13 protein-coding genes are annotated in these 13417 nt (G+C 36.3%); 6 read left to right on the top strand and 7 right to left on the bottom strand.

What is annotated here, in order from left to right; genetic code table 11:
• Positions 1–116 precede the first annotated feature (116 nt).
• Positions 117–2198: a DNA topoisomerase III gene (locus A5866_RS15525; protein WP_086444891.1), complete on the bottom strand. Its 2082-nt coding sequence runs from the start codon at positions 2196–2198 to the stop codon at positions 117–119.
• Between the two features lie 187 nt (positions 2199–2385).
• On the opposite strand from A5866_RS15525, the gene A5866_RS15520 reads away from it, so the two are divergent.
• Positions 2386–3090, top strand: a complete 705-nt coding sequence (locus tag A5866_RS15520; protein WP_086280508.1) for a DsbA family oxidoreductase — start codon at positions 2386–2388, stop codon at positions 3088–3090.
• 74 nt (positions 3091–3164) lie between these two features.
• Here A5866_RS15520 and A5866_RS15515 read toward each other — a convergent pair whose 3' ends face one another.
• Positions 3165–3530 carry a DUF1033 family protein gene (locus A5866_RS15515; protein WP_086280506.1) on the bottom strand — a complete coding sequence of 122 codons (366 nt, stop codon included), beginning with the start codon at positions 3528–3530 and terminating at the stop codon, positions 3165–3167.
• Between the two features lie 225 nt (positions 3531–3755).
• Between A5866_RS15515 and A5866_RS15510 the strand changes: the two genes are divergently transcribed.
• On the top strand, positions 3756–4160 hold the full coding sequence (locus A5866_RS15510) for a hypothetical protein (RefSeq protein ID WP_086444892.1): 405 nt from the start codon (positions 3756–3758) through the stop codon (positions 4158–4160).
• Between the two features lie 156 nt (positions 4161–4316).
• Here A5866_RS15510 and mnmA read toward each other — a convergent pair whose 3' ends face one another.
• From mnmA to A5866_RS15485, 5 genes are all read right to left on the bottom strand, one after another.
• Entirely contained in the window at positions 4317–5441 is a 1125-nt protein-coding gene (mnmA, locus tag A5866_RS15505; protein ID WP_086444893.1) for a tRNA 2-thiouridine(34) synthase MnmA, read from the bottom strand.
• Between the two features lie 208 nt (positions 5442–5649).
• Positions 5650–5991: a DUF1831 domain-containing protein gene (locus A5866_RS15500; protein WP_086280500.1), complete on the bottom strand. Its 342-nt coding sequence runs from the start codon at positions 5989–5991 to the stop codon at positions 5650–5652.
• A gap of 82 nt (positions 5992–6073) precedes the next feature.
• Positions 6074–7219, bottom strand: a complete 1146-nt coding sequence (locus tag A5866_RS15495; protein ID WP_086444894.1) for a cysteine desulfurase family protein — start codon at positions 7217–7219, stop codon at positions 6074–6076.
• A gap of 84 nt (positions 7220–7303) precedes the next feature.
• On the bottom strand, positions 7304–8200 hold the full coding sequence (rarD, locus tag A5866_RS15490; protein ID WP_086444895.1) for an EamA family transporter RarD: 897 nt from the start codon (positions 8198–8200) through the stop codon (positions 7304–7306).
• A 100-nt stretch (positions 8201–8300) separates the two neighbouring features.
• Positions 8301–9266, bottom strand: a complete 966-nt coding sequence (locus tag A5866_RS15485) for a ribose-phosphate diphosphokinase (RefSeq protein ID WP_086444896.1) — start codon at positions 9264–9266, stop codon at positions 8301–8303.
• A 242-nt stretch (positions 9267–9508) separates the two neighbouring features.
• On the opposite strand from A5866_RS15485, the gene A5866_RS15480 reads away from it, so the two are divergent.
• The 4 genes from A5866_RS15480 (at position 9509) to A5866_RS15465 (ending at position 13372) form a co-directional block, all read left to right on the top strand.
• Positions 9509–10699 carry a serine hydrolase domain-containing protein gene (locus A5866_RS15480; RefSeq protein WP_086444897.1) on the top strand — a complete coding sequence of 397 codons (1191 nt, stop codon included), beginning with the start codon at positions 9509–9511 and terminating at the stop codon, positions 10697–10699.
• A gap of 137 nt (positions 10700–10836) precedes the next feature.
• Complete coding sequence (locus A5866_RS15475; protein ID WP_086280485.1) at positions 10837–11592, top strand: metal ABC transporter ATP-binding protein; 756 nt, start codon at positions 10837–10839, stop codon at positions 11590–11592.
• Positions 11589–12446 carry a metal ABC transporter permease gene (locus A5866_RS15470; protein WP_086280483.1) on the top strand — a complete coding sequence of 286 codons (858 nt, stop codon included), beginning with the start codon at positions 11589–11591 and terminating at the stop codon, positions 12444–12446. Before A5866_RS15475 ends, A5866_RS15470 begins: the two co-directional genes overlap by 4 nt.
• Positions 12443–13372 (top strand): metal ABC transporter substrate-binding protein, encoded by a 930-nt coding sequence (locus A5866_RS15465; RefSeq protein ID WP_086280480.1) that lies wholly within the window; start codon positions 12443–12445, stop codon positions 13370–13372. The genes A5866_RS15470 and A5866_RS15465 overlap by 4 nt, the downstream gene beginning before the upstream one ends.
• Positions 13373–13417: the final 45 nt, after the last annotated feature.

The raw sequence follows: 13417 nt of genomic DNA, 5'->3' as shown, positions 1-13417 counted from the left end.
TCTTTTCACATAATTAAAAAACATTCCACTTTATCCCAACTGAAGATACTCTCTTTAGTCAGGCAAGTAGAATGCTTTTTTATTACGTTTAACATATATTCCTTAGTTAACGAGGATCAGTCTTGTTTCATCGCTGCTTTTAACGCTTGTGCTAGAGCACTTTCTTCTGGTTCTTCTTTTTGCGAATATTTCTTCATTAACTTACGTTCTTCATGTTTAGTCAGTTTTTTATTGCGTTCTTTTTTGTCTTGCATTTTTTCAGTAATTGAACAGTATTTACATTTAAAGTAAGCACCATTTTTCCCATCAATAATTTCCATTTTACGATGGCATTGAGAGCAACGGTGGTTTGAAACTTTAGGATCTTTTCTGCGACGGTAGCTGCAATCTTTATTAGAACATACATAGATTTTACCGTCTTTGGTATTTTTCTCACGTAAGTTTGAACCACATTCTGGGCATTTCTTTTGTGTGATTGAAAAATCTTGGTATTTGCTTTCACTTTGTTTGATCTCGTTGACAAGTTTTTTAGTGTCTTGCTCGATTTCTTTTAGGAAAACAGTACTGCTTTGTTTGCCTTTGGCGATTGCTTCTAATGTTTTTTCCCATTTTTCTGTTAGCTCTGGGGTTACCAATGATGGGTTGACTAGTTCAAGTAGTTGTTTACCTTTTGGTGATACATTTAAGCCGTTGGTATTGCGTTCCATCAACTCTGACTTGATCAGTTTTTCAATGATTTCTGCACGTGTGGCAGGAGTTCCTAAGCTGTATTTTTCCATCAGCCCTAAAAGAGTTCCTTCAGTCAATGGTTTTGGTGGTGCAGTTAGTTCTTTATTAATAGTGAAATTTGGTGGAATCACCATTCCTAATGTCCAGTCAACAGACGGAACCACGTCTTCTTTTTCTTGTTTCCAACCAGCTACTTCGACTTTACTTTGACGGAAGATAAATTGTTCTTTGCCAAAGCTTACAGTTACTTTTGTTTGTTTCGTCCGATGCGATTCAGCAAACATGCCGAGGAAGCGAGTCACGATCATGTTGTAGATTTTTTGTTCATCTCCACTTAATTTCTCATAACGTGGACGTTGTTCAGTAGGAATCAGTGCATGGTGATCTGTCACTTTCTCATTCTGGAAAACCTTCGTCAATTTAACTTGCCCACCATCTTTGATGTAGGTTTTGACTTCTGGTGCAAAATCACTTACTGCTTGCAACCGTTCCTTCATCGTTGCTTTCATATCTGTCGTTAAATATTTACTATCGGTTCTTGGATACGTTACGATTTTATGGAACTCATAGAGACTTTGAACTAGCGATAGTGTTTTCTTTGCAGAAAATTGATAGCGTTGGTTAGCTTCCTTTTGAATTTCTGTTAAATCATAAGGCAGTGGTGCTTGTTCTGTTTTCGTTTTTTCTTGAATATCCGTTACTTTGCCTTTTCCTTCGCTGAGTTTTTTCACGAATGTTTCAACATCGTTCCGTTCTTTAAATGCGTACGGATTGCTTTGAACTAGTTTTGCTTTTTCTTTTTGAACTTGCAGCTCTACTGAAAAATAAGTTTGGGGTCTAAAGCTTTCAATTTTCTTTTCTTGTTGACGGACTAGAGATAGCGTTGGCGTTTGTACTCTTCCTGCTGATAAGCTATCTTGATATTTTACGGTCAATGCACGTGTAACATTTAGACCAACTAGCCAATCCGCTTTAGCACGCGCTAATGCTGAATAATATAGATTGTCGTATTCTTTTGCTGGTCGTAATTTCTTGAAACCATCTTTGATTGCTTTATCAGTTTGTGAAGAAATCCATAGACGTTTGACGGGTTTATTAAAGTTGACATATTCTAAAATCCAGCGAGCAACTAGCTCGCCTTCACGTCCAGCATCCGTTGCAATCACCGCTTCTGTAACATCTTTACGATTTGCTAATTGTTTGATTGCTTTTAACTGGTGTCCTGTTTTTGGTAACGGTTTGATACCTAATTTTTTTGGTACCATAGGCAGAGTCTCCATTTGCCATGATTGCCATTCTTTATTGATATCTTCCGGCATTTTTAAACCTAAAAGATGACCTAATGCCCAAGTAACAATGACTGTCGGACCTTCGTAGTAACTTTTATTTTTTTGATTTGCCCCTAGTACTTTACTTAAATCTTTGGCAACACTAGGTTTTTCAGCAATAATTAGTTGTTTATTTGCCATTTGGTTCACTCACTTTCTGTATTTCCTTATGTAAATTGGGTTAATGGTTAAAATATCAGTAAGTTGATTCTACCACATTTGGTCTATACTGTGCGCCTCTTACTGAAGCATTTTAATTGAATTCCTAATTGCTAAGCTATATACTTACAATAAGTAAGCAAAAAAACACTTTTATCAAGGAGAAATTATGATCACAATTGAATTTTTTCACGACGTCGTCTGTAGCTTTTGTTTTCCGATGTCTTATCGGATGAGGCAAGTTCAAAAAGAATTACCAGAAATAAAGATTATTCATCGCTCTTTTGCCCTCGCTAGAGAAGAGGCTGATCACGAGCAGATGTTTGGTTCTAGAGAAAATGCTAAAAATGAAATTTTAACACACTGGGTTCATGCCAATCAAAATGATGATCTTCATCGATTTAATATCGAAGGAATGAAAGCCGCTGATTTTCTTTTCCCCACTTCTATGAATGGGTTACTTGCTGCTAAAGCAGCTGGTGTTGTATCTGAAGAGTTGGGCTATTGGGAAGTGTTTGATGCACTTCAAAAAGCTCTTTTTGTTGAGAGTCGAAATATTGGCGATCTAGCTGTAATCGAATCGATTGTTAAACAAAGTTCGGTTGATTTTGAAGACTGGCAACAAGCTTTTGTGGATCCAGCAACATTAGCACTTGTTGAAGATGATTTCCGCATTGCAAATGCGTATCAATTGACTGGCGTTCCAGCATTGATCGTGAATGGAAAATATTTGATCAATGGAGCACAGCCATTAGAACAGATCATTCAAGCACTTCAAACCATCAAAGAAAAAGAAGCGCCGCTGATTGAAGCAAATGATTCAGAAAGTGGTTCTTGCAACATGGAGGACGGTAAATGGGTTTGTAAAGACTAAACAAACCTATGTAGAGAAAAAAAGATAGAGCACACGATAATCAAATTATCTGTGCTCTATCTTTTTGATTCAGTTTAAACAAGACTTGATTTACAACATTTCGCCTTAGCACAATCATTATGACGTTCATGAAAATCATCACCGCTCTCAAAAGTTACAGCTTGCAAATCTTTCAACAAAGCAAGTCCCTTATATTGCTGCAGATCCTCATCACATTCCTCACACCAGCGTTCATCCCCCGCGTTCCAGAAGGCCGCTAAATAATTAACTTTTGTATTTATGTATTCATATGTTGAAGAAAGTTCTTGCCATTTTTTTATGTAGTAACGTTCAGCCTCTTCCAAAGAATCAAATGTTTTATTTTCTTCAATATCTTCCTGCCAATCTTCAAAAAACCACCAAGGCTCATTATCGCCATACATGGTAACAACTTGGTACATTGATCGATCACTCCAATTCTTTCTACAAGTGCTATTCTAGTCACTTAGAGTAAAACTTTCAACTTAAGTGCTTGTGAATTAGTTTTTTGTCTAAACGTTCATTCGTTTAATTTTACCATAAATTGAAATAGACTAGAGAATAAACTTGGTTTTCTATTTATTTGATTGCGTATAGAATGCGTATTTGCTAAACTATGTAAAGAACAGAAAGGAACATTTTTTATCATGAAAAAACCAGTATTTTGGAATTCAATCGCTATTTATTTATTATTATATAATAATATTTTACTCATCATTTCGCTGATCATAGCCTTAAAGACTGTTGTCGAAGGAAAAGGTAGCTTCGGCTCTGATGTATGGTATCAGATTTTTGTTTTTCTTGTCTATATTATTGTGATTGCCGGTCTAATGACAGGCGGTAAAAAAGGTTACTTTGTTTCTGTACTCTTCATTCCGTTTATTTTTTTAATGTACTTTTATCCCCCAATGATGGTCAGCCTATTTCCAAAAATGATCATGTTGGCATTTCGTGTGGTTGAGTTAGGTTCAATGGTTTACCTAGTAATTTCACCAGAATCTAGAGCTTATATTCAAAACAGTAATCAAAAAAAGGGTATGGGACAAAAGTAAAAAGCACTTTTGTTTCACACCCTAAATGCGAATAAACGGCGGGAGCAGAAGCAACCCCTTCGGAAATAAGCTGAAATTCACAAAAATTTGAAGAGCAATTTTCGTGAATTCCCTCTTATTTCTCGGGGTTAAACACTCCTGTCCCAGCCTCTTTTTTTAGATATATTGTAATACTTTTTCTTCTTGGTAAGCTTGATCGATCAAGCCACCACCAAGGCATTCCATACCATCATAAAAGACAACAGCTTGCCCTGGAGTAATTGCTCGAACAGGTTCTGAGAAAATTACTTTAGCCTTGGTTCCGTCACCTGTTAACACCACCTTAACAGGAATGTCATCTTGGCGGTAACGGAATTTTGCTGTACATTCAAAAGGTTTTGGCATTTCTGTATCAACAGTGAAATGAATTTCACTTGCATCTAAATGTGTCGCATATAATTGTTCATGATGAAAACCTTGCCCAACATACAATGTATTCGTCGCTAAATCTTTTCCCACGACAAACCAAGGTTCTTGTGAGCCTTTGCCGCCGCCGATACCTAAACCTTGGCGTTGACCGATCGTATAATACATCAACCCGTCATGTTGACCTTTGATTTCACCATCTAATGTCACCATATTCCCTTTTTTAGCTGGTAAATAGTTGCTTAGAAATTGCTTGAAGTTCTTTTCTCCAATAAAACAAATCCCTGTTGAGTCTTTTTTCTTAGCTGTTGCTAAATTGGCTCTTTCAGCGATTGCGCGAACTTCCGGTTTTTCCATGCCACCTAACGGGAACATTGTTTTAGCTAATTGTGCTTGAGACAATTGACTCAAGAAATATGTTTGGTCTTTATTATTATCCACTCCACGCAACATACGTACAGTGCCATCTTCTTTTCGTTCGACTTGAGCATAATGTCCAGTTGCGACATAATCTGCCCCAAGTTGCATCGCATAATCTAGAAAGGCTTTAAATTTGATTTCCTTGTTGCACATCACATCAGGGTTCGGCGTACGGCCTGAGCGATATTCTGCCAGAAAATATTCAAATACCCGATCCCAATATTCCTTTTCAAAGTTGACTGAATAATAAGGAATACCGATTTGATCGGCAACTTTTGCTACATCTTTGTAGTCTTCCGTAGCTGTACAGACACCATTTTCATCCGTGTCATCCCAATTTTTCATAAAGATGCCTACGACATCATAGCCTTGCTCTTTTAAAAGCAACGCGGTAACAGAAGAATCTACACCTCCGCTCATGCCTACAACGACACGAGTTTTGCTGTTATCTGTCATTTGATCACCATCATTTCAATTTAGATTCTGAACTCATCTACGATTTGAAGGTCGTAACTTTTCAGTGATACTTATTATACTAGTATTTTGGAAGAAGTAAAGGTATTGAGAGGAAACGACTGCTTTCTTAGTACATATTTCTCTAATATAGAAGAAAAAAATAAGACTCGATCTGCATAGATCTTGTCTTATTTTAATATGCCTCAGTTTATGCCTTCTCTAACACACCACGGCTAATCATACCATCCATCAAGAAATAAAATTTTTCTTGACTCATTGCATGAGTTTCATTTTTGAAGATATTCATTGCTTTTAATCCGTTAGCTGTTGTTACAGACATTTTCAATGTTTTTAAATCTTCAGCGATCGTAATTTTTAATTTGAAACCTTCTTTACTTTGGGGCGTTGCATCCAAGGGACGAATAAACTGAAAATTCCCTGAATTTGTTTCAGTAAAACCATTATCTTTCAATGTATATTTTTTAGCTTGTTCATTTACTTTATAAAATACTGTACAACCTTCTACTGTCGCTTTTTCTTTAAATGCCATTTTTCCACCTCTTTATTTATTGTCTCTTTTATTATAGTTGGTAGGCTTTCTTTTTACTAGTTCTATTCCTACTTTTCTTTGATTACTGCTTGATTTTTTGAATCGTTTCACTTAATATTGCTGAAAATCGTTGGATTTGTTCGCAATCATTGCCTAATCCAAAACTGATTCGGACAGATTCTTTGATTGCCGGATGATTCTTGCCATACAGCGCCTCTAAAACATGAGACGGCTCTACTGTTCCTGCCGTACAAGCTGAACCTGTTGAAATGGCAATTCCTTGAAGATCCAAGTGCATCAATAATAAGTCACTTGATACTCCCGGAAAGCGTAAGTTTAAAATATGGGCTAATTTATTTTCAGGATTACCGTTGATTTCGTAAGCAATTTTATTTTCATTCAAATGAGTTAAAATCAGTTGTTGGTATTCAGCATATTTCTTATGCCGCTGTTCTTTCTCACTTTCGGTCAAAAGCGCAACAGCTTCCCCCATCCCAGCAATTCCCGCTAAGTTTTCTGTCCCTGCTCGACGTTTTTCTTCTTGCTCCCCACCATGTAAAAAGGCTGGTAAAGAGATTGCATCATTTTTAAACAGAAAGCCAACACCTTTTGGTCCGTTGATTTTATGAGCGGAAATACTTAATAAATCTATCCCAATTTCATGAGGTGAAATTAGTTCAGACCCATAGGCTTGGACAGCATCTGTATGAAATACGGCTGGATGCGTTTTTAATAAGGCTCCGATTTCTTTGATTGGTAATATATTCCCAATTTCATTGTTTCCATACATTACTGAAACCAAAATCGTGTCATCCCGCAAGGCTTTCTCAAAATCTGCAATAGCCAGTTCCCCATTCTTATCAACGGGCAGATAGGTTACTTCAAAACCCATTTTTTCCAAATACTTCATTGTTTCTAACACTGCTGGATGCTCGATCATTGTTGTAATCAGATGCATACCTTGTTCTTTTTTAGAAAGTGCCGTTTCAATGATGGCTGTATTGTCTCCTTCTGTACCGCCGCTATTAAAGATAATTTCATGAGGTAATACATTCAGACTAGCTGCGATCACTTGTCTAATGTCTTCTAACTTACGATGTGCTTGTCTACCAAATGTATGAATACTGGACGGATTACCAAATGTATTAGCCATTTCATTGGCCATTATGTCAATAACTGCCGGATGTGATGGCGTAGTTGCTGCGTGATCTAAATAAATGGGGTCCACTGAACTCGTCCTTTCTGAATCATTTTTAATGGATTTAGTTTAACATAACTGAAAATCTTACTCAAAGATTGCTTCTTCTATCGCTTATTTTGCGAACCGTTTTTCTTTTCGATAAGTATAAATATTGCCATACGTAAAGACCGCGATCCCCGCCCAAATAAAGCCAAATGCGATAAATTGGTCGGCTGAATAAGGTTCATGGTATAAAAATAGTGCTGAAATTAGCATCAAGGTCGGTCCCACATATTGAATAAAACCCAGGATGATATAAGAAATTCGTTTCGCTGCTTGTGCAAAAAGTAATAGTGGGATTGCTGTAACAACGCCTGCCCCCATCAATAATAAATTAGTAGACGCTTCATAATTCATAAATCCTTGTCGTGAAAAGAAGACTAAATAAATCAACGCAACAGGTAAAATGACAAAAGTCTCGATCGTCAAACCAGTATATGAACTTACGGTGACACCTTTTTTAATCAAGCCGTAAAAGCTGAATGTCACAGCCATAACTAAAGGGGCTAAAGGAATTTCTCCAGTTTGAATCGTTAATAAGACTACGCCAGCTAATGCTAAAGCACAAGCAATCATTCCTGAACGACTCAATTTTTCTTTCAAAATCAACATTGCCAACAGGACATTGACTAAGGGATTCATATAATAGCCTAAACTTGCTTGGGTAACATGTCCTTGGCTAACAGTATAAATAAACGTAAACCAATTGATAGAAATCAAAATAGCCGCACAAATAATAGCAAATAATTTTTTCTTGTCTTTCAGTACCGTTTTGACCTCCGCTAAAAACAATGCCCATCTTTTAGTCACCATAATATAGACGATCATAAATAAAAATGACCAAACGATCCGATAGCACAAGATATCAAGCGAATCAACTGTCGGCAGTAATTTCCAATAAATTGGAATGATCCCCCAAAATACATACGCAATAAATCCTAATAAAACACCTTTTTTCTGTTCATTCACAGACGTAACTCCCTTCTTTTATTCGATCAATCTAAACGATAAAAAGAAGTCCAGTCTAAAATAATGGCTGAACTTCTTTCTTGATTTAAGCAGATCGTTATTATTTTTCTTCTAAACGAAATAGCGGGCTCATTGGTGTATTTTCGTGAATTCGTTTCACAGCTTCTCCCATTAGTTCCCCACAAGAAACAATATTCAAGGCAACTGGCTTACGTTCTTCAGAAATAAAGACAGAGTCCGTCACACAAATTTGTTCAATTGGTGAGGCATCTAATATCGCTTTTGCTCCTTTAGATAATAAACCATGTGAAGCACACGCATAAATACATTTTGCGCCATTTTCTTTTAAAATCTCCGCAGCTGTTGCCATGGTACTGCCGGAATTTAAAATGTCATCTACTAAGATACACGTTTTGCCTTTGACTTCACCAATCACATAACCTGAGCGTACACCATCTACTTCATCTTGGTCAATAATTGCAAGCGTCGCATCTAAATATTCAGACAAACTTCTCGCACGCTGTACACCACTATTTTTAGGAGAAACTACCACAATCTCTTCTCCTGTCAACTGCTGCTGACGATAATGATGTGCAAATAGCGGCATCGTGAATAGATTATCCACTGGAATATCAAAAAATCCTTGTACTTGAACTGTATGTAAATCCAGTGTCAATACACGTGTAGCGCCTGCTTCTTCTAACAAATTAGCGACTAATTTTGCTGTGATTGGTTCTCTCGGTTTAGCTGTACGGTCTTGTCTCGCGTAGCCATAATAAGGTAATACCACATTGATTGTTTTAGCACTTGCTCGTTTTAATGCATCAATCATGATCAACAATTCCATTAAATTGTCATTAACTGGAAGGTTGGTCGACTGAACAAGAAAAACATGGTCCCCACGAATACTCTCTTCAATATTGATTTGAATCTCTCCATCACTAAATTGGCGCACCGTACTTTTTCCCAGTTCAGTCCCGACAACTTCAGCAATTTTCTCTGCTAAAGGACGATTGGCATTCAAACTAAAGATTCGTAATGTTTTGTCTTGGTATTTTTGGGTCATGATTTCCTCCGTGATCTAGTTTTTTTCAATTCTTATACTTAAAAAACTTCAAGTTCTATTCTACCACTGATTCAGTAAAAAATCATGGATCTTTTTCTTTCTTGTGACAAATAATTGAAAATATTGAGAAGATTAAGGGAAGAAATTTCGTGCTTACAAAACTGTTCGTTAAATCCCTTAGAATCACCTTGCGATTCTTTTTTGTATCAGTAAAATAAAGAATAATCGGAGGTGATCGACTTATGCGTCACAAAAAACATCATAGAAAAAGTAGTCCTTGGATACCCGCAATCGTTATGTTGATTTTGGCTATACTTATTGGCTTGGAAACCTATCTATTATTTTTTCATAATAATCCTATTTCTCAACAAAATCCAACTAGGTCGACAACAGAAACAACACGATCACCTATTGCTCTTACAAAAGACGCAGACCATGCAGAAAATTTCAAACAAGAAGTTCAACCTGACTCAGATTTTGCTAAAGAGTTCGATCAAACCTTAACAGACAACCAATTTGTTGGAACTGCTTTAATTATCCACAACGGACAAATTATTTTGCAAAAAGGGTTTGGACAGGCAAATGTTGCCAAGAACTTACCAAATACATCTCAATCCAATTTTCAAATTGGTTCCATTCAAAAAGCGATGACAGCTGTTTTGATTTTGCAACAAGTTCAAGCAAAAAAAATCTCTTTAGATGATACCTTAGATAAGTTCTATCCAAATATAACCGATAGCTTTAAAATAACCATTCGCCAATTACTCTCCATGTGTTCTGGATTGTATCAAAAAGAACAACCTACTGTTGCAATGTCTGATGATGATTTTCTTCGTTTTTCAATTTCAAACGCTGCAATGGGTACTTATGGTAAATACAAATACGAGGCAGTCAATTATCGTATTCTAGCAGGTATCTTAGAAAAATTAACGAATACTTCTTATCGAACCTTGTTTGAACAAACATTTATCCAACAGCTCCATTTATCAAATACATTTTTTTACGATGACTTCCTAAGCTCACTTAATCGAACTTATGCCTATAAAAAACCAGATGAAACAGGTGTTGCATCCGAAATTAACGACAATCATTTACTGTTTGCCCAAGAAGTTGGAACTGGAAATATTGGCATGACCGTTGGAGACCTTTACTTATTTTATTCAAATTTACTTGAAGGGAACATTATCGATCAAAAAACAATTGATAAACTCTGGACCCCAGATACCTTTAAAAAATATATGGGTGGTCTTTATAATTTCCCTGATTACATTAAAGGACATGGATCTGAAGCAGGTTTTGAATCAACTGCACTGATTTCTAAAAATAGACAGAATGTCGTACTTCTGCTTTCAAATCAAAGTTCTAAACGTACTAGCCACGAAGAACTAGCAAGCTCCATTTTTAATTTACTAGGTCCTTATCAAAGTAAATAACTATAAGTAAAAAGCTAGAAAACATTGAATGTTTTCTAGCTTTTTACTTTTTTTAGGCAAACCTAAAAAATTGGTTGATTTTAATTTAACTTTATCTTATACTCATTTTAAGGCAAACCTAAAAAGGAGGTTTTTTTATGTCTATAAATAATAATAACATTACAGTTAAGCAGTTAACTGTTAGTTATCAAGGCCAAAAAGCTTTGATTGATATTTCACTACAAATTCCTGCAGGAAAAATCACTGGGATCATCGGTCCCAATGGTGCAGGAAAATCAACTTTTTTAAAAGGAATGCTCGGCTTACTCAAAGCAGATACCAGAACAGTTTCTCTAGGAGAGCAGTCTATCGATTCTCAAAAGAAGCGAATTGCTTACGTGGAACAGCGTAGTGCATTGGATCTTTCTTTTCCAATCAACGTCTTGGAAGTTGTTCTTTTAGGAACTTACCCAAAATTGGGTATTATGAAGCGTCCCAAAAAGCAAGAAAAAGAGCAGGCAATGAAGGCTCTCAAAACAGTGCAACTAGAAGCTTTTGCTAAACGTCAGATCGGTGAGCTGTCAGGTGGACAGCTACAGCGAGTGTTTATTGCCCGTGTGCTGGCTCAAGAAGCAGATGTTATCGTTTTAGATGAACCTTTCGTAGGGATCGATATGACCAGTGAGAAGGTCATCATGGATATTCTTAAACAGTTAAAGGATGCCGGAAAAACAATCGTGATCGTCCATCATGATCTTCACAAAGTCGCACATTATTTTGACGATGTGATCATTTTAAAGAAAGAACTCATCGCATGTGGGCCAGTTGTAACAACCTTTACAAACAAAAATATTCAATTGGCTTATGGTGAAACAATGGGCGATATTATAATCAAAGGAGTGGCTGATGCATGATTGCAAATTTTGTTGATGGTTTGGTTCGTTACCAATTTTTACAAAACGCGTTGATTACGTCGATCATTGTTGGATTGGTTTCGGGAATCATTGGTTCATTTATTGTATTACGAGGAATGTCTTTGATGGGCGATGCGATTTCTCATGCTGTATTGCCTGGAGTGGCTGCCTCTTATATGTTTGGTGTTAACTATATTTTCGGTGCTTCGATTTTTGGGATTTTAGCTGCATTATTAATCGGCTTTATTACGCAAAAAAGTCAGTTAAAAAATGACACTGCTATTGGCGTTGTCTTCAGTTCATTTTTTGCATTAGGTATTATCATGATTTCATTCGCCAAAAGTTCAACTGACCTTTATCACATTTTATTCGGAAATGTTTTAGCCGTTCGCGATTCAGATATTTTAATTACGGCAGTCGTTGGCGTTATTGTACTGATCTTTGTCGGATTATTCTACAAAGAGTTACAAATTACTTCTTTTGATCCAACCATGGCTCAAGCTTACGGCTTAAATGTTCAATTTTTCCATTATGCTTTGATGTTTTTATTAACCTTAGTTGCTGTTTCATCCTTACAAACAGTCGGAACGATTTTGGTGATTGCAATGTTGATCACACCAGCGGCCACAGCTTACCTACTGACAAATCATTTGCCTTCGATGATTGCTTTAGCGTCTCTCTTTGGCATATTAAGTTCGATCATCGGGTTATTTTTTAGTTATTCCTATAACTTAGCCTCTGGCGCAACAATCGTTTTAACAGCAGCAGCGTTTTTCATTTTAGCATTTCTATTTTCACCAAGAAAAGGATTATTTTTTGTCAATAAACAGAAAACGGAGGAACCAATCTTATGAAGAAAAAAATACTTTTTATCACTGCTTTAGCCAGTCTCTTTTTACTTGCTGCTTGTCAATCTAAATCTGCTAGTACATCAGACCAAGAAAAGATCAATGTTGTTGCGACAAACTCGATTCTTGCTGATATGGTGGATAATGTCGGAAAAGACTTAGTCAATTTGCACAGTATCGTCCCTGTTGGAACCGATCCCCATGAATATGAGCCACTACCAGAAGATGTTGCTAAAGCTTCGGAAGCTGACGTTTTATTCTTTAATGGTTTAAACTTAGAGACCGGCGGAAATGGCTGGTTCAATAAATTAATGGAAACAGCCAAGAAAAAAGAAGATCAAGACTTCTTCTCAGTTAGTAAAAATGTCAAACCGATGTATTTAACCAGTGCCGGACAAGAAAATGAACAAGATCCACATGCTTGGTTAGATATTCAAAATGGCATTTCTTATGTTGAATCGATTCGAGATACATTGAGTAAAAAAGATCCTAAAAATAAAGAAACATACGAAAAAAATGCCAAAGAATATATTGATAAACTCTCAACTTTAGACAAAGAAGCAAAAGAAAAATTTGCTGATATTCCAGACAACCAAAAATTACTGGTCACCAGTGAAGGTGCTTTTAAATATTTCTCTAAAGCATATGGATTAACTGCTGCTTACATTTGGGAAATCAATACTGAAAGCCAAGGAACGCCTGATCAAATGAAACAAATCATCGATCAAATCCATAAAACAAAAGTTCCTGTTTTATTTGTTGAAACAAGCGTCGACAAACGTAGTATGGAAAGAGTTTCAAAAGAAACTGATTTACCGATTTATAGCACGATTTTCACTGACTCCATTGCGAAAAAAGGTGAAGATGGTGATAGTTATTTCGCTATGATGAAATGGAATTTAGATAAGATCCATGATGGATTGATGAAATAGAAAATAGCTTCTGACAGATTAAAACATGTCAGAAGCTATTTTTTA

This window comes from Enterococcus sp. 12C11_DIV0727 (assembly GCF_002148425.2).
In the GTDB taxonomy this organism is placed as follows: Bacteria; Bacillota; Bacilli; order Lactobacillales; family Enterococcaceae; genus Enterococcus_L; species Enterococcus_L lemimoniae.
This window is presented reverse-complemented; position numbering and strand designations above follow the sequence as displayed.